This window comes from Serratia sp. EC4, from assembly GCF_059652115.1.
Map to the genome: position 1 here is coordinate 172,108 of NZ_JBNIDE010000005.1, position 24,763 is coordinate 196,870.

The 24,763-nt window shown below is 61.2% G+C and carries 20 protein-coding genes and 1 tRNA gene; 12 read left to right on the plus strand and 9 right to left on the minus strand.

Features of this window, described 5'->3' with window-relative positions:
• Positions 1–27: 27 nt before the first annotated feature.
• Positions 28–104 (minus strand) — tRNA-Met (locus ACP39K_RS16820).
• Positions 105–320: 216 nt separating this feature from the next.
• Between ACP39K_RS16820 and mltA the strand changes: the two genes are divergently transcribed.
• Positions 321–1,457, plus strand: a complete 1,137-nt coding sequence (gene mltA, locus ACP39K_RS16825; RefSeq protein ID WP_016929908.1) for a murein transglycosylase A — start codon at positions 321–323, stop codon at positions 1,455–1,457.
• Between the two features lie 84 nt (positions 1,458–1,541).
• On the plus strand, positions 1,542–2,348 hold the full coding sequence (tcdA, locus tag ACP39K_RS16830) for a tRNA cyclic N6-threonylcarbamoyladenosine(37) synthase TcdA (protein ID WP_033639514.1): 807 nt from the start codon (positions 1,542–1,544) through the stop codon (positions 2,346–2,348).
• On the opposite strand, the gene csdE is transcribed toward tcdA, so the two are convergent.
• Positions 2,339–2,773: a cysteine desulfurase sulfur acceptor subunit CsdE gene (gene csdE, locus ACP39K_RS16835; RefSeq protein WP_016929906.1), complete on the minus strand. Its 435-nt coding sequence runs from the start codon at positions 2,771–2,773 to the stop codon at positions 2,339–2,341. The genes tcdA and csdE overlap by 10 nt on opposite strands.
• Before the next feature lie 19 nt (positions 2,774–2,792).
• On the minus strand, positions 2,793–3,998 hold the full coding sequence (csdA, locus tag ACP39K_RS16840) for a cysteine desulfurase CsdA (protein ID WP_049299593.1): 1,206 nt from the start codon (positions 3,996–3,998) through the stop codon (positions 2,793–2,795).
• 196 nt (positions 3,999–4,194) lie between these two features.
• On the opposite strand from csdA, the gene ACP39K_RS16845 reads away from it, so the two are divergent.
• From ACP39K_RS16845 to rlmM, 4 genes are all read left to right on the plus strand, one after another.
• Positions 4,195–4,419 (plus strand): YgdI/YgdR family lipoprotein, encoded by a 225-nt coding sequence (locus ACP39K_RS16845; protein WP_028127531.1) that lies wholly within the window; start codon positions 4,195–4,197, stop codon positions 4,417–4,419.
• Positions 4,420–4,804: 385 nt separating this feature from the next.
• Positions 4,805–5,722, plus strand: coding sequence for a transcriptional regulator GcvA (locus ACP39K_RS16850; protein ID WP_004931894.1), 918 nt, complete (start codon positions 4,805–4,807; stop codon positions 5,720–5,722).
• Positions 5,723–5,773: 51 nt separating this feature from the next.
• The gene (locus tag ACP39K_RS16855) at positions 5,774–6,169 is read left to right on the plus strand and encodes a DUF423 domain-containing protein (protein ID WP_004931896.1); all 396 of its coding nucleotides are present in this window, start codon (positions 5,774–5,776) and stop codon (positions 6,167–6,169) included.
• On the plus strand, positions 6,162–7,265 hold the full coding sequence (gene rlmM, locus ACP39K_RS16860; protein ID WP_004931897.1) for a 23S rRNA (cytidine(2498)-2'-O)-methyltransferase RlmM: 1,104 nt from the start codon (positions 6,162–6,164) through the stop codon (positions 7,263–7,265). The genes ACP39K_RS16855 and rlmM overlap by 8 nt, the downstream gene beginning before the upstream one ends.
• Positions 7,266–7,305: 40 nt before the next feature.
• Here rlmM and xni read toward each other — a convergent pair whose 3' ends face one another.
• The 3 genes from xni to queF form a co-directional block, all read right to left on the minus strand.
• Positions 7,306–8,064 (minus strand): flap endonuclease Xni, encoded by a 759-nt coding sequence (gene xni, locus ACP39K_RS16865; RefSeq protein WP_033639517.1) that lies wholly within the window; start codon positions 8,062–8,064, stop codon positions 7,306–7,308.
• A gap of 54 nt (positions 8,065–8,118) precedes the next feature.
• A complete protein-coding gene (gene ppnN / locus ACP39K_RS16870) occupies positions 8,119–9,483 on the minus strand; it encodes a nucleotide 5'-monophosphate nucleosidase PpnN (RefSeq protein WP_019455737.1) in 1,365 nt (454 codons plus the stop codon).
• A gap of 192 nt (positions 9,484–9,675) precedes the next feature.
• The gene (gene queF / locus ACP39K_RS16875) at positions 9,676–10,521 is read right to left on the minus strand and encodes an NADPH-dependent 7-cyano-7-deazaguanine reductase QueF (protein WP_033639518.1); all 846 of its coding nucleotides are present in this window, start codon (positions 10,519–10,521) and stop codon (positions 9,676–9,678) included.
• Positions 10,522–10,584: 63 nt separating this feature from the next.
• Here queF and syd point away from each other — a divergent pair, with 63 nt between their 5' ends.
• On the plus strand, positions 10,585–11,133 hold the full coding sequence (gene syd, locus ACP39K_RS16880) for a SecY-interacting protein (RefSeq protein ID WP_016929899.1): 549 nt from the start codon (positions 10,585–10,587) through the stop codon (positions 11,131–11,133).
• 609 nt (positions 11,134–11,742) lie between these two features.
• Here the strand turns inward: syd and ACP39K_RS16885 are convergent.
• Positions 11,743–12,981 carry an MFS transporter gene (locus ACP39K_RS16885; RefSeq protein ID WP_197788704.1) on the minus strand — a complete coding sequence of 413 codons (1,239 nt, stop codon included), beginning with the start codon at positions 12,979–12,981 and terminating at the stop codon, positions 11,743–11,745.
• Positions 12,982–13,159: 178 nt separating this feature from the next.
• Between ACP39K_RS16885 and ACP39K_RS16890 the strand changes: the two genes are divergently transcribed.
• The 5 genes from ACP39K_RS16890 to ACP39K_RS16910 all read left to right on the plus strand — a co-directional run bounded on the left by ACP39K_RS16890 (position 13,160) and on the right by ACP39K_RS16910 (position 23,323).
• Positions 13,160–13,486, plus strand: coding sequence for a YqcC family protein (locus ACP39K_RS16890; RefSeq protein WP_028127529.1), 327 nt, complete (start codon positions 13,160–13,162; stop codon positions 13,484–13,486).
• 146 nt (positions 13,487–13,632) lie between these two features.
• Positions 13,633–19,608 (plus strand): alpha-2-macroglobulin, encoded by a 5,976-nt coding sequence (locus ACP39K_RS16895; RefSeq protein WP_497008701.1) that lies wholly within the window; start codon positions 13,633–13,635, stop codon positions 19,606–19,608.
• Between the two features lie 49 nt (positions 19,609–19,657).
• The gene (gene pbpC / locus ACP39K_RS16900) at positions 19,658–22,006 is read left to right on the plus strand and encodes a penicillin-binding protein 1C (RefSeq protein WP_060445379.1); all 2,349 of its coding nucleotides are present in this window, start codon (positions 19,658–19,660) and stop codon (positions 22,004–22,006) included.
• A gap of 60 nt (positions 22,007–22,066) precedes the next feature.
• Entirely contained in the window at positions 22,067–22,837 is a 771-nt protein-coding gene (gene truC / locus ACP39K_RS16905; protein WP_497008702.1) for a tRNA pseudouridine(65) synthase TruC, read from the plus strand.
• A gap of 33 nt (positions 22,838–22,870) precedes the next feature.
• Positions 22,871–23,323 (plus strand): flavodoxin, encoded by a 453-nt coding sequence (locus ACP39K_RS16910; protein ID WP_016929894.1) that lies wholly within the window; start codon positions 22,871–22,873, stop codon positions 23,321–23,323.
• 57 nt (positions 23,324–23,380) lie between these two features.
• On the opposite strand, the gene ACP39K_RS16915 is transcribed toward ACP39K_RS16910, so the two are convergent.
• Together ACP39K_RS16915 and dapD are read right to left on the minus strand one after the other, a co-directional pair.
• Entirely contained in the window at positions 23,381–23,770 is a 390-nt protein-coding gene (locus ACP39K_RS16915) for a DUF3461 family protein (RefSeq protein WP_004931929.1), read from the minus strand.
• Between the two features lie 129 nt (positions 23,771–23,899).
• Entirely contained in the window at positions 23,900–24,724 is an 825-nt protein-coding gene (gene dapD, locus ACP39K_RS16920) for a 2,3,4,5-tetrahydropyridine-2,6-dicarboxylate N-succinyltransferase (protein WP_004931932.1), read from the minus strand.
• Positions 24,725–24,763 lie beyond the last annotated feature (39 nt).

Genomic DNA, 24,763 nt, shown 5'->3' on the forward strand with positions numbered 1-24,763 from the left:
CGCAAATACCGCCAATGCGGCATCGGTTGGTTGCGGGGGCCGGATTTGAACCGACGACCTTCGGGTTATGAGCCCGACGAGCTACCAGGCTGCTCCACCCCGCGTCCGATGGATGCGCACTATACTCTCCATGCGTTTTGTTGCAAACCCTTTTTGCATTTTATTGGCCTAAACCCGTTTTTCTGCTGGATTTGCCCGCAATTTGCCTTCTTTTTCATCACCATCCTCCGGGCGGCTTTTTTTATTTGCAGCGATTCCTTTATCAATGAGCGTTTGTTATCGTTCAGCCGGTAGATCATATCAGTTTGAGAGTGTGCGCGATGAAAGGACGTTGGGGCAAATACCTGCTGGGCGGGTTGATGGTGGCGGTGTTGGCGGGCTGTTCGTCCAAGCCGACCGATCGGGGTCAGCAATATAAGGACGGCCGTCTGGATCAATCGCTGGAGCTGGTCAATCAGCCCAACGCCAAAGGTTCGCCGGTCAACGCCAAGGATTACTCGGATCAGCTGATGGAGATCAAGTACGCGTCGCCTTCGCTGTTTAACCGCAACAACAGCACCTATCAGGCGGTGCAAAGCTGGATGGCGTCTGGCGCCGACACGCGCATGCTGAGCCAGTACGGCCTCAGCGCTTACCAGATGGAAGGCGTCGACAATTACGGCAACGTGCAGTTTACCGGCTACTATACGCCGGTGGTGCAGGCGCGCTATACCCAACAGGGCGAGTTCCGCTATCCGCTGTACCGCATGCCGCCGAAGGGCAGGGGGCGCTTGCCGGATCGCGCGGGCATCTATTCCGGCGCGCTCGACGATCGCTATATCATCGCTTACACCAATTCGCTGATGGACAACTTCATGATGGAAGTCCAGGGCAGCGGCTATGTCGACTACGGCAACGGCCAGCCGCTGGTGTTCTTCGGCTACGGCGGCAAGAACGGCCATGCCTATCGCAGCATCGGCAAGGTGCTGATCGATCGTGGCGAAGTGGCCAAGGCGGACATGTCGATGCAGGCGATCCGTCAGTGGGCGGATACCCACAGCGCCGCAGAGGTGCGTGAGCTGCTGGAGCAGAACCCGTCGTTCGTGTTCTTCCGTCCGGAAGCTTTTGCGCCGGTGAAGGGCGCCAGCGCGGTGCCGCTGATCGCCAAAGCTTCGGTGGCTTCCGACCGTTCGCTGATCCCGGCGGGCACTACGCTGCTGGCCGAAGTGCCGCTGCTGGACAACAAGGGTAAATTCACGGGAAAATACGAGATGCGTCTGATGGTCGCGCTCGACGTGGGCGGCGCCATCAAGGGCCAGCATTTTGACATGTATCAGGGCATCGGGCCGGAAGCCGGCCACTCGGCGGGGTACTACAACCACTACGGCCGCGTCTGGGTGCTGAAGAACAACGGCGGTGGCCAGCTGTTCAGCGCCAATCAGTCAAACCGCGGCGGTTCATTGCTGGCCACCCGCTAAACGCATACGGCGTGAAAAGATTGACCCGCAAGGGCCGGATTTTCCGGCCCTTATCATTTGCATTATGAAGGTAATTAAAGCGTTATGAGCACAGCTTATTCGGAAGCCTATCTGCAGCGTTTCGGCGGCACGGCGCGGTTGTACGGCCAGCAGGCGCTGGCGGTGTTCGCGCAGGCGCACGTCTGCGTGATCGGCATCGGCGGCGTGGGTTCCTGGGCGGCTGAGGCGCTGGCGCGCACCGGCATCGGCGCCATTACCCTGATCGACATGGATGATGTTTGCGTCACCAATACCAACCGCCAGATCCACGCGCTGCGCCAGCACGTCGGGCAATCGAAAACCGAGGTGATGGCGGAGCGTATCCTGGCGATTAATCCGGAATGCCGGGTGACCTGCATCGACGATTTCATCACCCCGGACAATGTCGCCGAGCTGCTGGACCATAACTTCAGCTACGTCATCGACGCGATCGACAGCGTGCGGCCGAAGGCGGCGCTGCTGTCATACTGCCGCCGATTCAAGATCCCGGTGGTGACCACCGGCGGCGCCGGCGGGCAGATTGACCCGACCAAAATTGAAGTGGCCGATCTGGCCAAAACCATCCAGGATCCGCTGGCCGCCAAGCTGCGCGAGCGGCTGAAGCACGATTTCAACGTGGTGAAAAACGGCAAGGGCAAGCTGGGCATCGACTGCGTCTTCTCCAGCGAACCGCTGGTTTATCCGCAGCCGGACGGCTCGGTATGCGCTTCGCGCAGCACGGCGGAAGGGCCAAAAAGAATGGATTGCAGCGCGGGGTTCGGCGCAGCGACCATGGTCACCGCCACCTTCGGCTTCGTCGCCGTGTCGCACGCGCTGAAAAAGATGCTGGCGAAGGCGGCGCGTCAGGCGTAACGGGCGGCGATCGCCTGCACGGCGGCGGCCAACGCCGCCAGGCCGCTGGCGCGGGTGGCGCTCAGCTGCGCGCGCAATGCCAGGCGGTCGAACAACGCCAGCGGATCCAATGCGGCGATCTGCGGCGGCGTTTTCCCTTCCACTTCGGTCAGCAGCACCGCCAGCAGGCCGCGCACGATGCGGCCTTCGCTGTCGCCATAGAAATGCAGCGTGCCGTCTTCCAGTAACTGGTGTCCCAGCCAGACGCGGTTTTCACAACCGCTCAATTCCATTTCTTCACTGCGCAAGGCCTCCGGCAGCGGCGGCAGCCGTTTTGCGAGCATAATCAGCTGGCGGTAGCGGTCTTCCCACTGTTTCAGCGCGCTGAAGGTGGCGATCAAGGCTTCGGCGGTGATCTCTCGGCCAAAAGGATGGGGGGCGAGCATAGCGTCTCCGGGAGTCAAGTCAGTCGGCCAGCAGATCGAGGGCGTGAGTCAACGCGCTGACCAGCGTATCGACGTCCTGTTGCGTATTGTAGGGGGCGAACGACGCGCGCAGCGTGCCGCTGACGCCTAACGCCGCCATCAGCGGTTGCGCGCAGTGCTGGCCGGCGCGCAGCGCAATGCCTTGCTCCGCCAGCAGCGTGACGATGTCGCTGTGGTGTACGCCGGCGATGTCGAACGCCAGCAGGCTGGAGCCGGAGCTGCGGAAGCTGCGAAAGCCCGGCAACTGCGCCAACCGCTGTTCCGCCTGGTCCGCCAGCTCGCGGCTGTAGCGCTCCGCCGCCGCCATGTCCTGTTCGCTGAGCCAGGTGAGCGCGGCGGCCAGCCCCAGCACGCCGGCGATGTTTGGCGTGCCGGCTTCGAAGCAGTGCGGCGGCTTTTGCGGGGTAAAGCCGTCGAACGATGCCTGGGTCAGCATCTTGCCGCCGCCTTGCCACGGGGCCATCTGCGCCAGCAGCTCGGCTTTGCCGTACAGCGCGCCGATGCCGGTCGGGCCATACAGCTTGTGGCCGGAGAAGGCGTAGAAATCGATGTCGAGTCGCTGTACGTCGGCCGGGCCGTGAACCACGCCCTGGGCGCCGTCGATCATCACGCGCGCGCCGGCGGCATGGGCCAGCGCGATAGCCGGCGCCAGATCCGGGCAACCGCCGGTGACGTTGGACATTTGCCCCAGCGCCAACAGGCGGGTTTTGTCGTTGAGCAGGGCGGGCAGCTGCGTCAAATCCGGCAACCGATCGGCGCCGATCGGCAGTTTCACCACCCGCGCGCCGGTTTGTTCCGCCACCATCAGCCAGGGGATCAGGTTGGCGTGGTGTTCCGCTTCGCTCACCAGAATTTCGTCGCCTGGCTGCAGACGCGGGCGCAGGTAGCTCTGCGCCACCAGGTTGATCGCCTCGGTGGTGCCGCGCGTCCAGACGATGTCGTCGGCCGACGGCGCATGGATCAGTTGCGCCACCTGGCCGCGCGCCTGCTCGAAGCGGGCGGTCAGATCCTGCGCCGCCCGATGCTGGCTGCGGTGCACGGTGGCGGCGTCATCGCGATAAAATTGCTGCGTGGCGTCGATCACCGCCTGCGGTTTCAATGCGGTGGCGGCGCTGTCCAGATAGATGCCGTCCTGCGCGAGCGCGGGAAACTGTTGGCGAAAAAGGCTGGGATTAAAAGGCGTCATACCCTGATTGTCACTGGCTTGAGTCGATGGGTGATCCTGTCCTATTTTGCCGCCGGAGACAAGCGATCCTGCCTATTAGGACTTATCGCCTGGCAAAACTGAGAAAGTTTGTTATGCTATTAAATGTGCGCTTATTAATCGCATTTATACACACAAAAGGTATTTATCAGCATTTAAAACTAAAAAGGAGTCCTCAATGAAGAAAACAGCCGCAGTTCTCTCTGCCCTGATGCTTACGTTCACCCTGGCCGCCTGTTCCAGCAACTACGTGATGCATACCAATGACGGACGCACCATTGTTGCTGACGGCAAGCCTAAAGTGGATAACGATACCGGCATGATCAGCTATAAAGACGCCAACGGCGTCGAGCAACAGATCAACCGCGCCGATGTGAAAGAGATGGTTGAAAGCGACCAATAAGCGTCAGGCAAAAAAAAGCACCGCAAGTTTTGCGGTGCTGCATAAAATCACTATGGACAGACAGGGTAAATGTACAGGAAGTGAAAAAACAGTAGCCTAGCTACCATGTCCGGAATCGCCGGACAATTTGCAAACACAACATCACAACCACAAGCCAAAAGTTCATCGGCGTCCTCGACACCCACTCCCTTTTCGTTCCGGCCCGGGAAGTGCCGCCACTATAGGTATTTGCTGGCGCATCCTCAACGGACAAATTATAATGGCTCGGATAAAAAAAACTAATGGCAATACGCCGTTAGCGTTTACCGATGGCTTGCCACGCAAAGCCGCCCGATTTTCGGCGCCGAATCATTCGGATTAATGTTACACAAAAGTAGCTAATTTAATGTCTAAACGCTTACCTCCCCTCAATGCGCTGCGCGTGTTCGATGCGGCCGCTCGCCACCTGAGTTTCACCAAGGCGGCGGAAGAGCTGTTCGTGACCCAGGCCGCGGTGAGCCACCAGATCAAGTCGCTGGAGGACTTCCTCGGGCTGAAGCTGTTTCGTCGGCGCAACCGCTCGCTGCTGCTGACCGAAGAGGGGCAAAGTTACTACCTCGATATCAAGGAGATCTTCTCTTCGATCAACGAGGCGACGCGCAAGCTGCAGGCGCGCAGCGCCAAGGGGGCATTAACCGTCAGTCTGCCGCCGAGCTTCGCCATTCAGTGGTTGGTGCCGCGCCTTTCCGGCTTTAACTCAGCTTATCCGGGGATCGATGTGCGCATCCAGGCGGTGGACCGCGAAGAAGACAAGCTGGCGGACGACGTCGATGTGGCGATTTTCTACGGCCGCGGCAATTGGCCGGGGCTGCGCGCCGAGCGCCTGTATGCGGAATATCTGCTGCCGGTTTGTTCGCCGAGCCTGCTGACCGGCGATCATCCGCTGAAAACCGCAGACGATCTGGCTTATCATACGTTGCTGCATGACGTTTCACGCCGCGACTGGCTGGCCTATACGCGCCAGCTGGGGTTGCAACACATCAATGTGCAGCAGGGGCCGATCTTCAGCCACAGCGCCATGGTGGTGCAGGCGGCGGTGCACGGCCAGGGCGTGGCGCTGGTGAATAACGTGATGGCGCAAACCGAGATCGAAGCCGGTCGCCTGGTATGCCCGTTCAACGATGTGCTGGTCAGTAAAAACGCTTTTTATCTGGTATGTCATGACAGCCAGGCAGAACTGGGTAAAATAGCCGCCTTCCGGCAGTGGATCCTGGCGCGCGCCGCCAGCGAACAAGAGAAGTTCCGCTTCCGCTACGAACAATAAGGCCGGCCGCCGCCTTGCCGCGGCCGGTGATTTTTAATGGGATAGATCACGATGAGCAGCCGTTCCATGCTGGTTTTCGCCGCTATCAGCGGCTTTGTGTTTGTCGCGTTGGGCGCATTCGGCGCGCATGTGTTAAGCGGCACGCTAGGCGCCAACGAAATGGCCTGGATCCGCACCGGGCTGGAATATCAGGGGTTCCACACCCTGGCCATCCTGGCGCTGGCGGTCGCGATGCAGCGCCGCGTGAGCCTGTGGTTTTACTGGAGCGGGGCGCTGTTGGCGTTCGGCACCGTGTTGTTCAGCGGCAGCCTCTATTGTCTGGCGCTGTCGCACCTGAAGGTCTGGGTATATATCACGCCGGTTGGCGGCGTGTGCTTCTTGATCGGCTGGATATTGATGTTGATTGGCGCTTTGCGTCTGAGGAAAAAGGCCGAGCGCCATGAATAAGATTGCGTTGTACTGCCGCCCCGGCTTTGAAAAAGAGTGTGCGGCGGAGATCACCGATAAAGCCGCCCAGCTGGAGATTTACGGCTTTGCGCGGGTAAAAGAGCACAGCGGTTACGTGTTGTTCGAATGCTATCAGCCGGACGATGCCGACCGCCTGGCGCGGGAGATTCCGTTCCGCGAACTGATTTTCGCCCGCCAGATGATCGTGGTGGGTGAGCTGCTGCGCGATCTGCCGCCGGAAGATCGGGTATCGCCGATCGTCGGCATGCTGATCGGCGTGGTTGATCGCGGCGGCGAGCTGCGGGTGGAAGTGCCGGACACCAACGAAAGCAAAGAGCTGATGAAGTTCTGCCGCAAGCTGACGGTGCCGCTGCGCGCCGCGATGCGCGAGCAGAAGGTGCTGATGGCGCGCGAGAACCCGACTCGCCCGGTGGTGCACGTGTTCTTCATCGCGCCGGGCTGCTGCTACGTCGGTTACTCCTACAGCAACAACAACTCGCCGTTCTACATGGGCATTCCGCGTCTGCGCTTCCCGGCCGATGCGCCGAGCCGCTCGACGCTGAAGCTGGAAGAAGCGTTCCACGTGTTCATCCCCGCCGACGAGTGGGACGAGCGCCTGGCCAGCGGCATGCACGCGGTCGATCTGGGCGCTTGCCCGGGCGGCTGGACCTATCAGTTGGTGAAACGCAGCATGATGGTGCATTCGGTGGATAACGGCCCGATGGCGCCAAGCCTGATGGAAACCGGCCAGGTGACGCACCACCGCGCCGACGGCTTCAAGTTCGAGCCGAACAGCAGCAAGATCTACTGGCTGGTGTGCGACATGGTGGAGAAACCGGCGAAGGTGACCAGCCTGATGATTCAGTGGCTGGTGAAAGGCTGGTGCCGTGAAGCGATCTTTAACCTCAAGCTGCCGATGAAAAAGCGCTACGAGGAAGTGTCACAAAACCTGATGAGCATCCGCGAAGCGCTGGGCGCCGCCGGCATCAGCGCTGAAGTGCACGCCAAGCAGCTGTATCACGATCGCGAAGAGATCACCGTACACGTGCGCCGCATGTGGTCGGCGGTGCCGGGCCGCCGCGATGAGCGCGATTAACCGCGTGAAGCCTTAATGAAGGGCGCTGCTTGCAGCGCCCTTATTGTATCGGCAGGCGCAGCTGCTGCAGGTTGCCGTCCAGCGACAGATCGGTGCGCAGCGTGGCGACCCGTTTGCTGATGTAGGCCAGCTCGCGGTGCTGCTCCAGCTTACCGCGCCATTTCTCCGGCACCTGCTCCAGGTGCTGATAAAGCCCGTCCAGATTACCCGATTGCTGCAGCAGCAGCACGGCGGTCTTCGGCCCGATGCCGGCCACGCCGGGGATCTTGCTGCTGCCGATCCCCGCCAACCCCCAGTAGTCCGGCAGCTGCTGCGGCTGCACGCCAAACTCCTGTTGCACGAAAGGCATATCCAGCCAACGTTTCTGGAAGTAATCGCGAATTTGTACGTTCGGCGCCAGCAGTTGGCAATAGCCTTTGTCGGTGGAGACGATGGTCACCTGGTGGCCGCCGCCGGCGACCTTCGCCGCCAGCGTGGCCGCCAGATCGTCCGCTTCGTTGCCGGGCGAATGCCAGCTGGCGACGCCCAGTTCGGCAAAGGCTTCGCGCAGCTGCGGCATCTCCTGCTGCAGGTTTTCCGGCATCGGCGAGCGCCCGGCCTTGTAGTCCGGCAGAATTTGGTGGCGCCAGCTGTCGCTGCGATCGTCCTCGTCGAATACCGCCACCGCGTGAGTTGGGCGGCTGTGCTGGAGCAACTGCTGCAGCGCGTGGCGGCAGGCGTTGACGCAAGGGGAGCCCTGCACGGCGTGAATGCGGCGGATGAGGTTCAGGGCGTCGACAATCAGTAGGTGTATCATCATGGGCGGTTAGGTCAGAAAAAACAGGGCGGCCGTTACGCCGCCCGGGATTGAGGGTCAGGCGACGATTTCGTAGCAGGGCACATAGGCGCTGCCCGGCAGCTTCATGCGGTGCTGGGCAACAAAGCCCTGCAGCAGGCTGTCCATCTGCTTCATCATTTGCGGTTCGCCGTGCAGCTTGTACGGGCCGAACTGCTCAATGGCGTGGATGCCGTTTTCCTTCACGTTACCGGCCACGATGCCGGAGAAAGCGCGGCGTAGCGCGGCGGCCAATTGCTCCGGCGGCTGGTTCGGATAAAGATTGAGGTTCGCCATGTTCTCATGGGTCGGCTCGAACGGCAGCTGCAGATCCGGCGCGATGCGGATCGACCAGTTAAAGCTGTAGGCGTCGCCGGTGTTGCGGCGGTTTTCCTTCACCAGCGGCATGGCTTTTTTCATCTGCCGCGCCACTTCCGCCGGATCGTCGATGATGATGGTGTAATGACGGCGCGCGGCGTCGCCCAGCGTGTTCATGATGAACTCGTCCAGCACGCGGAAGTAGTCGGCGCTCTCTTTTGGCCCGGTCAGGATCAGCGGCAGCACCTGTTCACTGTTCTCCGGGTTCATCAGGATACCCAACAGGTACAGCAGCTCTTCGGCGGTGCCGACACCGCCCGGGAAGATAATGATGCCATGCGCGATGCGCACGAAGGCTTCCAGGCGTTTTTCGATGTCCGGCATGATCACCAGCTCGTTCACCAGCGGGTTAGGCGGCTCGGCGGCGATGATCGAAGGCTCGGTCATGCCGATGAAGCGACTGTTGCGGTAACGCTGCTGCGCGTGACCAACCGCCGCGCCTTTCATCGGCGCTTCCATCGCGCCCGGCCCGCAGCCGGTGCAGATGTTCAGCTCGCGCAGGCCCAGCTGGCTGCCGACCTTGCGCGCGTACAGATATTCGTTCTCGTTGATCGAGTGGCCGCCCCAGCACACCACCATGTTGGGATCTTCATCCAGATGCAGCGTGCGTGCATTACGCAGGATGGAAAATACCAGGTTGGTGATGTGGGCCGAGTTTTCCAGGTTCAGGTGCTGGAAACGGCCGGCGCTGGCGATTTGGCCGTGCACGAACAGGATGTCGCGCAGCACGGCGAACAGGTTGGCCTGCAGCGAACGGATGATGCGGCCGTCGACGAACGCCTCTTCCGGCGGGTTGACCAGCTCCAGCTTCACCCCGCGCTCGCGGCGCAGCACGTTGATGTCGAAGGTTTCATAGCGCGACAGCAGCTGTTTGCTGTTGTCGGTTTGGCTGCCGGAGTTCAACACGGCCAGCGAACAGTTGCGGAACAGGCGGTACAGGTCGCTGCTGGCGGTGCGCTTCAGCATGTCTACTTCCAGCTGCGACAATAAATCCATAGAGCCAAGCGGGCTGATGTGTGTAATCAAGGTAACTCCTTTGCACCCGGTGCGGGGCGGTAGTAATCCATACGCAGCAAAACAGCATCTCGTTATGGTTGGCGTGCTGCGGCGCAGCGGGCGCTCTGCCCGGCCGCAGCCTCGTTTTAACCTTACCGCCGTCCCTGGGCTTTTACCAACATAAACCGCTCGTTAGCTCAGTTGTTGAGCAATGTTTCGCACTTATTGGCGCGCCAGGCGGCCGTGCGCGGGAGCGAATGCGACGTTGCTGCGCCACGGGTTGATATCCAGACCGCCGCGGCGGGTGTAGCGGGCGTAAACCGTCAGGCTTTGCGGCCGGCAGTAGCGCATCAGATCGTTGAAGATGCGCTCGACGCACTGCTCGTGGAATTCGTTGTGGTGGCGGAAGGAAACCAGATAGCGCAGCAGCGCTTCGCGATCGATCTTGCCGCCGCGGTAGCTTATCTGCACCGAGCCCCAGTCCGGCTGATGGGTGATCAGGCAGTTGGACTTCAGCAGGTGGCTGACCAATTGCTCTTCCACCACCTCTTCACCGGCGGCGTTCAGCAGGTAGTCGGCGCTGAACTCATAATTGTCGATGCGGATATCCTGCTGGTCGATGCAGTCGCCGGCCAGACGGGCGATCGGCGTGTCTTCCAACTGCTCGACGCTGAACAGGGTGACGCTGACCTCGCCCTGGGCGCAGGCGGACAGATCGCGCTGCAGGGTGCTGCGCACCGTTTCCCAATCGGCGAACGGCGTTTGATTGAAGCTGTTGAGATACAGCTTGAAGCTTTTCGATTCGATCAGGTTCAGGCTGTCGGCGTTGAGACTGATCTCGCCGACCGCTACCTGCGGCAGCCCGTTGGCGTTCAGCCAGGAGAGTTCGTACAGCGTCCAGATGTCCGCGCCGTGGAAGGGCAGGTTGTCGGGATACAGCCCCAGCGGCTCGCGGTTCATGCTGCGCGGCACCGCCTGCAGCAACGTGGCGTCGTAGCGATCGCGGTAAGCGGTGGGTTTGCCCAGCGTCAGCCCTGACAGGGCCTGGTGGTCTTGATAGGAGGACATCTGCTGTCACCTCGGTCAGAGATAGGTACAATGGCCGTCAGTTTAACGTATGCGAGAAAGAATATGGACCATGATGTATCGCACGCTCTGCGTGAATTCACTCAACGCTATGTCGAGTTGTGGCAGCAAGCGCGCGGCCACGCGCCGGCCAGCCAGGCGCTGTACGGCGTGCCGTCGCCCTGCATCGTGGAGAATCGCGAGGATGACGTGCTGTGGTTGCCGCAGCCTTTTGAACCTGCGGCGACGCTGGAGAAGGTAGAAGCCGCGCTGGAGCTGCGTTTGCAGCCGGATGCGCACCGTTTCTACACGCAGCAATACGCGGGTGACATGAGCGCGCAATTTGGGGAGCATCGCCTGAGCCTGCTGCAGGTCTGGAGCGAGGAGGATTTTATCCGCCTGCAGGAGAACCTGATCGGTCATCTGGTGACGCAAAAACGTCTCAAGCTGTCGCCAACGCTGTTCCTGGCGACCACCGAATCCGAGATGACGATGGTGTCGCTGTGCAACGTCAGCGGCAACGTGGTGCTGGAACAATTCGGCAGCGATAAGCGCACCTTGTTGGCGGCGACGCTGGGGAATTTCCTCGATGCGCTGCGCCCGGTGCTGGACTGAAGCGCGGCGGATTCGCCGTCGCCCGTGTGAGAGATCTCTCACACGGGCTGTGAGATATCGCTCTTAATTTTTCCCACCTTTTTCCAGACTATGAGATTATTGTTATCCAGATCAATTGGTTAGAATTTCTTTAGGATAACTCTTAGGCTTAATTTAGTGTGAGACGCCTCCCAAACCCTTGTGATTCCGGGGAATTTAAGCGATCTTATCGTTACCGGAACGGAACCGGCGGAGCAGGAAAGCATCAGGATGATGCAGCTTCAGGACGAAGAAAGGGATGCGCTCAGGCAAGAGCGAAGGATGGCGTCAGGAGATGCCCAGGATGTTTCAGGATAGAAACCAGGGACACCTCCAGGACGGAGATTGAGAGCCGACACAGGACTGTCGGCGGGTCAGGAAGGCTGAGGAACCGCGTCAGGACGATGCTGCAGGATGATGCAAGGATCACTTGGTCAGGATGGCCGCAGGAAAAGTTTTCAAGGATTGAGCAGGGAGCACACTGTGTAGCGGGATGGCTATAAAACGAACCGGGGGCACTGTTAACGCAGTGCCCCCAACTTTTTGTTCTCTCCCGCCGTGCGTGCGCCCCGCGTTAATCCCTCTTCCGCGTTAACCAATCGCGCCCAGCGTATCGCCTGCGCCCTGTTTTTTCGGCAACAGGAACAGCGTGGCGTAGATATCCAGCAGGTAGATCGCCGCCAGCAGGCTGATCGCGGCGGTAAACGACACCTGCGTCACCAGCGCGCCGATCACCAATGGCCCCAGGCCGCCGACGCCGCGCCCCAGATTGAACAGGATGTTTTGCGCGGTGGCGCGCGCCTGCACCGGGTAAGTATCGGAAATCAATGCGCCGTAGCCGCCGATCATGCCGTTGACGAACATGCCCATCACGGCGCCGGCGAACAGCATCAGCATCGGATCGCTCAACTGGGCGTAGCCGATCACCATCACTACCGCGCCGACCTGATACAACACGAAAATCTTCCAGCGGGCGAAGCGATCGGCCAGCATGCCAAACAGCCAGATGCCGAACGTCATGCCGACCACCGTCACCGCCGTCCACAGGCCGGACTTGGTGAGCGAGAAGCCGAAGTTTTTCGCCAGGTAAGTCGGCATCCAGATCATCAGCCCGTAGTAACCGAAGTTCTGCACCGAACAGAGAATGAAGATGCCGATGCTGGCCTTGCTGGTGGCGCGATCTTTAAACAGCAGGCGCAAACGCTGAAGGAAGGAGAGCGGCTGCCCGGCGTCTTTCTGCCGCACGAATTCCTCCGGTTCGCCCAACGTGCGGCGGATCAGGAATGACGCCAGCGCCGGCAGCAGGCCGACCAGGAACATGCCGCGCCAGCCGATGTGTTCCAGCAGCAGCGGCGTCAGGAAAGCGGCCGCCAGCACCCCCAACTGCCAGCCCATGCCGACATAAGCCGAAGCGCGGTTGCGCTTCTCCGCCGGCCAGGCTTCGGCGATCAGCGCCATGCCGATGCCGAACTCGCCACCCAACCCGATGCCCGCCAGGGTGCGATAGGCCAGCAGATCCCAATAGCCTTGCGCCACGGCGCACAGGCCGGTGAACAGGGAAAACATCAGAATAGTGATGGTCAGCACCCGGATACGGCCGAAACGATCGCTGAGGTGGCCGAAGATCACGCCGCCCAGCACCGCGCCGATCAGCGTCCAGGTGACCAGCGAACCGGCGGCCGATGAGGTTAATCCTAATTCGATGCTGATGGCCGGCAGCATAAAACCGAGGATCAGCAGGTCAAACCCGTCCATGGCATAACCGGTGACCGAGGCCAACATGGCCTTACCGGGCGTCGCGTGGTTTTTTTTCTCTGTTATTACGGACATGAATCTTTATCTGTGTGGTGAATTCGGTGGCCCTATTGTGCCGCGCGACGGTGAACGTCACCAGATAAAAACGGTGAGCTGTCTCAGGCGCGCCGAATTTGGGCTATAAAAATGCTATGCTTTGCCGCCTTTCAGCCAGAGCGCTGAATACCATGATGAAAAGAGATCGGGAATGCAGATGAGTATACATAACCAGGTGCGCCGCAGTTTGCAGGCGATTGAACAATCCATGCGCGATCTGGCGCTGTGGCAGGCCGCGCCGCCTGAGCATGAGGCTTTCTCCAGCACCGAGCCGTTCTGCATCGACAGCATGTCGGCCGAAGCCTGGCTGCAGTGGGTGTTCTTGCCGCGCATGTATGCGTTGTTGGACGCCGAAGCGCCGTTGCCGACGCGCTTCGCCATCACGCCTTATTTCGAAGAGGCATTGAAAGATCGTGAACCGAGCAGTCTGCCGCTGCTGGTGCTGCTGCAACAGCTGGATTTGATGTTGAATAAAGAGCCGTAATGCGCCGGCGGCGCGCAGATTTTTGCCGCCCGGCAGTGTAGAGTACTCGCGCGGATGCCGGGCAGGAGAGCCGACGGCGTCTTTCGGCTCGGTTTAACCGCAGCGGTTGACCGGGGGCTGCATTAGGATGATGAGGTGCTGCAATAATGGATTTATTAAGGTTTATCCTGCGTTTGCCTTTTACCCTGGTTAAGGGCGTTTGTCGCCTGCTGGGCGGGGCGTTGTCGCTGTTGGGGCGGTTGCTGAGACCGCTGGTCGGCAACCTCAGCTGGCGCGCGCCGGCCTGGTGGGCTGCGCTGCCGCGCGGTTTTTTGCGGCTGGAAAGCGGCGTGGATAAACACCCGAAAGCGATCGGTCTGGGCCTGCTGCTGTTGGCAGGCGCTGCGGGCGGCGCATTTTACGGTTGGCACTGGTGGCAAAACCGGCCCCAACCGATTGAACCGGCGCCGATGGTGGTTCAGGAGATCAACGCCGAGGTGGCCAACCCCGAGCCGATAGACTACACCGCCGCCCGGCAGGCGCCGCAAACGGTGAGCCTGACCTTCAGCGGCTCGGCTGCGCCGATAACCGCAGCGGGCAAAACCGTGAGCGCCGGCATCACCCTCAAACCGACGGCGGAAGGGCAGTGGGCGTGGAGTAATGAATCAACGCTGGTGTTCACGCCGAAAAAACCGCTGCCGATGGGCGCGAAGTATGACGTGACCCTTGAGCCCGCCACCTTGCTGGCGCCGCAGGTCAAGCTCGCCAAAACCCGCTATGCCTTCACCGTGCCCGCGTTCGATTACCGTCTGGGGCAGGCCGAGTACTACCGCGATCCGCAGAATGCGCAGAAACGCAGCGCGATTTTCAATCTGCAGTTCAACGCGCCGGTCGATGTCGCCAGCTTTGAAAAACAGATTTCGCTGGGATTGAAGAAAGGCAGCACGTCCTCCGAGAAAAAGCTGAATTTCTCTCTGGTCTATGACGAGAAAAAACTGAACGCCTGGGTGCATTCCGAGCCGCTGCAGGCGCTGGATCAGGGCGGCGCGGTACATCTGACCGTCGGCAAGGGCGTTAAATCAACGGCGGCCGGCAACGCGGTCGAAGAGGCGAAAAGCAACTGGGTCAAGGTACCGACGCTGTACAGCCTGGCGCTGAGCGACGCCAGCGCCCAGGTGGTGGACACCGACGCCGGCCAAGGGCAGCGTGCGCTGGTGGTCGGTTTCAGCGATGCGGTGAAGGATAAAGAGCTGGCGCGGGCCGCGAAAGCCTGGCTGCTGCCGCAGCACGATCCGAGCGATGCCGAGGCCGCCAACGATGCTGAAGATTTCTATCAATGGACGGTCGACAGCGTCGGCAAAAACGTGCTGGCGCAGGCGACGGCACTGCCGTTGGCGCTTAACGAGGCGGAAGAGGCCTACCAACCGCAGTTCAGCTTCCGTTTCGACGCCCCGGCGCACCGCTTTGTGCTGCTCGAGATCGATAACCAGCTGGTTTCCGCCGGTGGTTACAAAATGCCGAAGAAGGTTTACCGCGTGGTCGAAGTGCCGGAGTTCCCGAAATCGCTGCAGTTCATGTCGCAGGGCTCGCTGCTGTCGGTCAACGGCGACAAGCAGATCAGCGTGGCGGCGCGCAACGTGGCGGGCCTGCGGCTGGACATCAAGCGGGTGATCCCGAGCCAGCTGCAGCACATCGTCTCCTTCAAAAGCCGGGAATACTCGTCCACGGAATTCAACCGGCTCAACGACGAATATTTCACCGAGCATTTCAAATACCAGACGGCGCTCAACAACGAGCGGCCGGGGGAAGTGAACTATCAGGGCATCGATCTCTCCCGCTATCTCTCCACCAACGCCAGTTCCCATCGCGGGGTGTTCCTGCTGACGCTGTCTGAATGGCAGCCGAACCGAAAACCGGCGGCGGAAGAGGCGGGCGCCGAGCAGGATCAGGAACAGGATGAGAACGAAGGGGAAGAGCAGCCCGACGTCGGCGATTCGCGCTTTGTGGTGGTGACCGATCTGGGCATCGTCGCCAAGAGCTCGCAGGACAAGACGCGCGACGTCTTTGTGCAGTCGATTCAAAGCGGCGCGCCGGTCGGCGGCGCCACCGTGTCGGTGGTGGCCAAAAACGGCGTGACGCTGCTCAGCCAAACCACCGGCGCCGATGGCCACGTGCGTTTCCCGGCGCTGGATGTGTACACCAACGAGCGCCAGCCGGTGATGTTCCTGGTGGAAAAAGAGGGGGATGTCTCCTTCCTGCCGACCGGCAGCTATAACGATCGCGGGCTGGACTTCTCGCGCTTCGACGTCGCCGGTGAACAAACGCCGACCGATCCGCGCACGCTCAGCAGCTACCTGTTCTCCGATCGCGGCGTTTATCGGCCGGGGGATACTTTCAATATTGGCCTGATCACCCGCGCCGCCGACTGGGGCGTTGGTCTGGCCGGCGTGCCGGTGCGCGCCGAAATCCGCGATCCGCGCGACAAGCTGATGTCCACCGTGCCGCTGACGCTGGGCGCCAGCGGTTTCAACGAGCTGAGCTATACCACCGATGAAAACTCACCGACCGGCGAGTGGAACGTCTATCTGTATCTGATCGGCAAAAACAACGACACCTCCACGCTGCTCGGCCATACCGCAGTCAATGTGAAGGAGTTCGAACCGGATCAGCTGAAAGTGAAACTGGCGTTGACGCCGGACCGCCAGCAAGGCTGGGTAAAACCGTCTGAGCTGAAGGCCAGCATCGATGTGCAGAACCTGTTCGGCACCCCGGCGCAGGATCGCCGCGTGACCACCAGGCTGACGCTGCGGCCGATGTATCCGAGCTTCGATCGTTTCCCGGATTATGCGTTCTATGAAAACCGACAAAACAGCGACGGGTTCGAGACCGAGCTGGAAGATCGCACCACCGATGAGCACGGCGCGGCCGATATTCCGCTCGATCTGAAATCCTACGCCGACGCCACCTATCAGCTGCAATTGCTGTCGGAGGCGTTCGTCGCCGGCGGCGGGCGCTCGGTGGCGGCTACCGCCCGCACGCTGGTTTCCCCTTACGATTACCTGATCGGCGTGAAGGCGGACGGCGATCTGGGCTACATCAACCGCGACGCGGAGCGGCATCTGAACGTGATCGCCATCGATCCGGCCCTGAAACAGATCGCCATGCCGAACCTGAAGCAGGTGTTGATCGAGCAGAAATACATTTCGGTGCTGACCAAACAGGATTCGGGCGTTTACAAATACCAGTCGAAGATGAAGGAAGTGCAGTTGTCGGAACAGCCGCTGGCGCTGGGCGAGCAGGGCGCGGATCTGCGGCTGGCGACCGATAAGCCGGGCGACTTCGTGCTGGTGATTGAAGATGCGCAGGGCAAGACGCTCAACCGCGTCGCCTACAGCGTGGCCGGCAACGCCAACCTGAGCCGTTCGCTGGATCGCAACGCCGAACTGAAGCTGAAACTCAACCAGGCGGAATACCAGCCCGGTGAGGAGATCGAGGTGGCGATCAACGCGCCTTATACCGGCAGTGGCTTGATCACCATTGAAAAGGACAAGGTTTACGCCTGGCAGTGGTTCCACACCGACACCACCAGCTCGGTGCAGACGATCCGCGTGCCGGCCGGCATGGAGGGCAACGGCTACATCAACGTGCAGTTCGTGCGCGACATCAACTCCAGCGAGATCTTCATGAGTCCGCTGAGCTACGGCGTGATGCCGTTCAAGATCAGCACCAAGGCGCGCCAAAACAGCCTCGAGGTGACGGCGCCGGAGGTCATCAAGCCGGGTGAAAACCTGACGATGACGGTCAAGACCGATGCGCCGCAGCAGGTGACGCTGTTCGCCGTCGATGAGGGCATTCTGCAGGTGGCGCGTTACCGTCTGAAGGATCCGCTGGAGTTCTTCTTCAGCAAGCGCGAACTGAACGTGAGCAGCTCGCAGATCCTCGATCTGATCCTGCCGGAGTTCAGCAAGTTGATGGCGCTGACCGCGGCGCCGGGCGGCGATGCGGGCGAAGGGCTGGATCTCAACCTCAACCCGTTCAAGCGCAAGCGCGATAAGCCGGTGGCCTATTGGTCCGGCATTACCGAGGTCAGCGGCGAGAAACAGTTCGTCTATCCGGTGCCGGATTACTTCAACGGCAAGATCCGCGTCATGGCGATTTCGGTGACGCCGGAGAAAATCGGCAAGGCGCAAACCGCCGCCACGGTACGCGACAGCTTCATCATGACGCCGAACGTGCCGGCGATGGTGGCGCCGGGCGACGAGTTCGACGTCAGCGTGGGCGTCAGCAACAACCTCGAAGGGCTGAACGGCCAGTCGGTGGCCATTAACGTCCTGTTGACGCCGCCGCCGCAGTTGGAGGTGGTGGGCAACGCGACGCAAAGCCTGACGCTGGCGGAAAAACGCGAAGGCGTGATCACCTTCCGTCTGCGCGCCAAAGCCGTGCTGGGCGATGCGCCGCTGGTGTTCGACGCCCGTTACGGCGACCAGGCCAGCCGCCGCACCGTCAGCACCTCGGTGCGGCCGGCGGCGCCGTACCGCACCCAGTCGGTGATGGGGCGCATGAGCGGCGGCAGCCAGAACGTCGATGGCCTGCGCCAGATGTTCGACGCTTTCGCGCAGCGCCGGGCGGCGGTGTCGAATTCGCCGCTGGTGCTGACCAGCGGGCTGGCGCAATACCTGGCGGATTACCCGTATTACTGTTCCGAGCAGATCGTCAGCCGCTCCATTCCGCTGATGCTGCAGAGCCGTCATCCGGAGATGAAAAGCAGCCTGAGCCAGGCGGAAGTCAGCAAGCAGCTGCGCAATCTGCTGGGCGTGCTGCGCGCCCGTCAGAACGACAGCGGGGCGATCGGCGCCTGGCGTTCGTCGCCGGATGCCGATCCTTTCGTCACGCCTTATGTGGTGCAATATCTGTTCGAGGCCAAAGCGGCGGGCTACGCCCTGCCGGAAGGCATGCTGGATGAAGCCAACGGCGCGTTGCGCGAGCTGGCGGCCAGCGGTTTCGACGATCTGTATCTGCTGCGCCTGCGCAGCTGGGCGGTTTACCTGCTGACGCTGCAGGGCGAAGTGACCACCAACTCGCTGGCGGCGGTGCAGGATACGCTGCAAAAACGCTATGGCGAAGAGTGGAAAACCGATTTGAGCGCGCTCTATCTGGCCTCTTCCTATCGCCTGTTGAAGATGGACGACGAAGCCGCCGCGCTGCTGCAACCGAGCTGGCGGCAACTGAGCAAGGCGTATGACAGCGCCTGGTGGACGCAGAACTATTTCGATCCGCTGGTGCAGGATGCGACGCGGCTGTATCTGATTACCCGCCACTTCCCGGAGAAGGTGGCGTCGATCCCGCCGCAGGTGCTGGAGAATATGGTCAAGGCGTTGAAAGAAGAGCGCTACACCACCTACTCTTCCGCGATGAGCATTCTGGCGTTGGAAAGCTATTCGACCCAGGTGGCGGCGCAGTCCGCCAATGCGGATGCATTGGGCATCGCGCAGGTGGGCAAAGCCGGCGGCGAGCCGCAGCGCATCAGCGAGCTGCAAGGGCTGTTCGTTCAGGGGCAATTTAACGCTGACGCCACTGCGGTGCGCTTCACCAACGGCGGCAGCGCGCCGGCCTGGTATGTGGTGACGCAGGCCGGTTACGATCTGAATGCGCCGCAAAAAGCGCTGTCGCGCGGGATTGAGATCGTCCGCGATTACACCGACGAACAGGGCAAGCCGGTGACGCAGGTGACGCTGGGGCAGAAGATCAATGTCCATCTGAAGGTGCGCGCCAACTCGAAAGAGGGGCAGAGCAACCTGGCGATCGTCGATCTGCTGCCGGGCGGGTTCGAAGTGGTGCAGCAGACGCCGCCGGAGCCGGCCGACGCCGGCGAGGAGAGCGACGATCGCGGCGGCTGGCAGTCGCCGCTGGCCGCCTCCGGCTCCACCTGGGCGCCGGACTACAGCGATATCCGCGAAGATCGGGTGATTATCTACGGCAGCGCCGGCACCGAGGTGCAGGAGTTTGTTTATCAGATCAAGGCCACCAATACCGGCAGCTTTATTGTTCCACCGGCCTACGGCGAAGCCATGTATGACCGTGAAGTGCAGGCCATGTCGGCCGGCGGCGGCAAGCTGGTGGTGGTGCCGGCGGGCAACGACTAGGCCATATCCGGCGCCAGACCAGCGTCTGGCGCCGGAATGCTGAGAACGTATGAAGATCCTGACCGGGCGCGTGCTGCAAAACGGCTTGATGGCGGCGTTTTTACTGGCGCTGCTGTTGGCCGCGATTCGGCTGTGGCCGCATCCGCCCCTGTGGCAGGGGCTGCCGCAGTCTTCCGTTTATTACGACAGGCACGGCGCGCTGTTGCGCATCACGCTGGCCAACGACGATCGCTACCGATTGTGGACCCCGCTGGAACAGGTGTCGCCGCTGGCGGTGCGCGGGTTGCTGCTGCACGAAGATCGTTGGTTCTACTACAACCCCGGATTTAACCCCGTCAGCCTGATGCGCGGCTTCTGGCGCAGCTATGTCGCCGGCGGCAAAATGCAGGGCGGATCGACCATCAGCATGCAGCTGGCGCGGATGCGCTGGCATCTCAATACCCGCACGCCAGGCGGCAAGCTGCTGCAGGTGCTGCGCGCGGTGCAGCTGGAATTGAGCTACTCCAAGCGCGATATCCTGGAAGCCTACCTGAATTACGCGCCCTACGGCCGCAATATCGAAAGCATCGGCGCCGCCAGCCTGATCTATTTCGCCAAGTCGCCGAAGGCGTTGACCCTGCCGGAGGCGCTGACGCTGGCGGTGTTGCCGCAGTCGCCCAGCTACCGTCTGGAGCCGAAAACCGGCGTGCTCGGCGCGGCGTTGACGCAGGCGCGCAATCGTCTGTTCCAGCGTTGGCAGCAGGTTTACCCGACCGACGCCAGCCAGCAAACGCTGTTCCGCCTGCCGCTGGCGCTGCGGCAACCTGAGCAAGTACCCTATATTGCGCCGCACTTTATCGAACAGCTGCGCCTGCAGACGCAGCAACTGGTGCAGCGCGACACTCGCGTCGACACGACGCTGGACGCCGGGTTGCAGCGGCTGGTCGAGCGGCAGGTTAACGCCTTTATCGCCCGCAACCGCAGCCGCGGCATCCAAAACGCCGCGGTGCTGCTGGTGGACAGCCGCGATATGGGGGTGCGCGCGCTGGTGGGATCGGCGGACTATTACAGCCGTCCGATTCAGGGGCAGGTGAACGGCACCAACGCCAAGCGTTCGCCGGGATCGACGCTGAAGCCGTTCATTTACGCGCTGGGGATGGAACAGGGCGTGCTGCATCCGATGACCATCCTGAAAGACGTGCCTTCGTCGTTCGGCGCCTATGCGCCGGAAAATTTCGACCGGCGCTTCCTCGGCCCGGTGACCGCCACCGACGCGCTAAATTTCAGCCGCAATATTCCGGCGGTATATGTTGCCTCGCAGCTGCGTCAGCCGACTTTTTATCAGTTCTTACGCCTGACCGGCGTCGCCAATATGGCCAATGAGAGCCACTACGGGCTGTCGCTGGTATTGGGCGGCGGCGAGGTAACGGCGCAGGAATTGGCGAAGCTGTATGCGCTGCTGGCGAATCGCGGTGAGCTGCGGCCGCTTCGCATGCAGTTGAACCAGGCCGAATCGACGCCGGTGCGGCTGCTGAGCGAGGAGGCCAGTTTCATCACGCTGGATATGCTGCGCCAGCACCGGCGGCCGGGCGATACGCTGGCGCAGCGTTCTTCGTCGCTGCCGGTGTACTGGAAGACCGGCACCTCCTGGGGCTTTCGCGACGCCTGGAGCGTCGGGATTTTCGGTCCTTACGTGCTGGTGGTGTGGGAAGGCAATTTCGACGGGCGCGGCAACAATGCGTTGGTCGGCGCCGAGGCGGCCGCGCCGCTGTTTTTCAATATCATCGACAGCGTCAACGCCAGCTATCCCGCCCTGCGGGAGCCGAAACATCCGTTCCCCCAACGGCTGCGGCGGGTAGACATTTGTCTCGCCAGCGGCGATCTGCCGACGCCGTGGTGCCAGCAAAAGGGCAAGACCTGGTTCATTCCCGGCAAGTCGCCGATCAAGGTGGACAGCGTCTACCGGCCGGTGGTGCTGGATATTCACAGCGGCGAGGTCGTTTGCCCGCCGTATGACGCGGCGCAGACTCGCACCGAAATTTTTGAATTCTGGCCTTCCGATTTGGCCAACGTGTTCGCCCAGGCCGGGCTACCGAAGCGGGCGCCGCCGGTCAATCGCTGCAAGGACAACGGCATCGCCGTCGGCGGCAACGCGCCGCGCATCACCTCGCCGTTAAAAAACACCACTTATACCCTGCGCCAGTCGCAGCAGGGGCGGGACAACATCGCCTTCAATGCGGTGACGGACGCCGACAGCAAGACGGTGTACTGGTTCGTCGACGATATCTATCTCGGCAGCAGCGCCAGTAAAAAACCGATCGACTGGCGGCCGATCAACAATGGGCGCTACCGCATTCGGGCGGTGGACGATCGCGGCCGCGCCGATACGCGCCTGGTGACCATCGAATGGGTGAACTAGCGTTGTGTCTCATGCCTGTTATACTCGCGCCCGAAACAGCTATTGACCTGGGAACGCGATGTGATTGAGATTTTGTATCAGGATGAACACCTGGTGGCGGTGAACAAACCGTCGGGCTGGTTGGTGCACCGCAGTTGGCTGGACCGTCATGAAACTCGCTTTATGATGCAGACGGTGCGCGATCAGCTCGGGCAGCATGTCTTTACCGTGCACCGTCTCGATCGCCCGACGTCCGGGGTATTGCTGATGGCGCTCTCCAGCGAGGTGGCGCGCCTGCTGTCGCAGCAATTCGAGCAGCACCAGGCGCAGAAAACCTATCATGCGGTGGTGCGCGGTTACGTGCAGGAGGAGGCGACCCTCGACTACCCGCTGACGGCGGAGCTGGATAAAATCGCCGATAAACATGCCGATGCCGACAAGGGGCCGCAGCCGGCGGTGACGCACTACCGGCCGTTGGCGCAGGTAGAGATGCCGGTGGCCGTCGGCCGCTACGACAGCGCGCGGTACAGTCTGGTGGAACTGCAGCCGGAAACCGGCCGCAAGCACCAACTGCGGCGCCACATGGCGCATCTTCGCCATCCGATCATCGGCGACAGCAAGCACGGCGATCTGCGGCAGAACCGCGGGATGGCGCAGCATTTCGGCTGCCCGCGCCTGATGCTGCACGCCAGCCACCTGCAACTGATGCACCCGGTGACCGGCGAGCCGCTGCAGGTAACGGCGCGCTGGGACGAAGCCTGGCAAGGGGTGATGGCGCAGTTCGGCTGGGCGGGGGTATTCCCTGAACTTGCCGGGGTTGAGTTTAGCGCGGCTAACGGTCAGGATAGCTGACAATTTTTAAAGGTAATGAAGGGAGTAGGAGCCATGGCTCAGGTTGGTATCTTCGTGGGAACGGTCTACGGCAATTCGCTGCTGGTGGCGGAAGAGGCGCAAAACATCCTCAGCGAGCAGGGCCATGAGGTCAAACTGTTCGAAGAGGGCACGCTGGAGGCCTGGCAGTATTATCGTCAGCACTACGCGCTGGTGATCACCTCCACCACCGGGCAGGGCGATTTGCCGGACAGCATCGCGCCGTTGTTCCACGCTATCCGCGATCAGGTTGGCTATCAGCCGGAGCTGCGCTATGGGCTGATCGCCCTCGGCGACAGCAGCTATGACAACTTCTGCGGCGCCGGGCGCGCGTTCGACGCGCTGCTGCAGGAGCAGGGCGCCACCCGCGTTGGCGAAGTGCTGGAGATCGATGCGATGGAACAGCCGGAGCCGGAAGTGGCCGCCTGCCCGTGGGTCGAGCAGTGGGGCACGCTGCTGCAGTCATAACGTAAAAAGGCGCCGCAAAAGGGCGCCTTAACGATGATGCGGGTTAACCGATCCGCATTATTTGCCGCGGGTGAGTTTTTCCAGATCGGCTTCGATCTCGGCAATCTTGTGCGACACCACGCCTTCGAGATGGCGCAGGTCGTCGAGGATTTTACGCTTCAGATCCACTTCCACCTGATCGCGCTGGCACAGCTGATCCAGCTCGTCGATCACGTAACGCAGGTTCGGGTTGATCTCGTGAATTTCCTTGTAGCCCTGGCCGGCGTTGTCCGCCACCACGGTTTTACGCTGGCGCGGGTACTTGAACTTCACGCTCTTGGCGAAGAACTCGCCTTTGTCCTTGCGGAAATAGATCTTGAGGATGTCGTTGTTGGCCTCTTGACGCAGGCTATAGCGATCGACGTCTTCCGGTTGATTGATGCCCAAACTCTTCAAGTTATCGTACATACTGCGCCCTCTTTAGATGTGATCGTTATATTCCACGACTGCAATTATGGCGGAAAGCGAGATCTGCGACTGTGACTGCCAGCGAAACGCAGACAAAAAAATAGCGGGTGAATCACCCGCTATTTCAATTTAGTCGATAGTGCGCAATAACTCATTAATGCCGACTTTACCGCGGGTTTTGGCGTCGACTTTCTTGACGATCACCGCGCAGTACAGGCTGTAAGAACCGTCTTTCGACGGCAGGTTGCCGGAAACCACCACCGAACCTGCCGGCACGCGGCCGTAATGGATTTCGCCGGTCTCGCGGTCATAGATGCGGGTGCTCTGGCCGAGGTAAACGCCCATCGAAATCACCGAGCCTTCTTCCACGATCACGCCTTCCACCACTTCGGAGCGCGCGCCGATGAAGCAGTTGTCTTCGATGATGGTCGGGTTGGCCTGCAGCGGCTCCAGCACGCCGCCGATGCCGACGCCGCCGGACAGGTGAACGTTTTTGCCGATCTGCGCGCAAGAACCGACGGTGGCCCAGGTGTCGACCATGGTGCCTTCGTCGACGTAGGCGCCGATGTTAACGTAAGACGGCATCAGCACGGTGTTGCGAGCGATGAACGCGCCCTGGCGCACGGTGGCCGGCGGCACGACGCGGAAACCTTCCTTCTGGAAGCGCGCTTCGTCGTAGTCGGCGAATTTCATCGGCACTTTGTCGTAGTAGCGGGTTTCCGCGCCGTCCATCACCTTGTTGTCGTTGATGCGGAAAGAGAGCAGCACGGCTTTCTTCAGCCACTGGTGGGTGACCCATTGACCGTCGATCTTCTCGGCGACGCGCAGGGCGCCGCTGTCCAACAGGCCGATCACCTGGTTTACCGCTTCGCGCGTTACGGTGTCTACGTTCGCCGGAGTGATGTCCGCACGGCGTTCGAAGGCGCTTTCAATAACGTTCTGTAATTGCTGCATGCTGTTCTCTTTCCTGATGTTGTCGGTAAAAAGTTACTT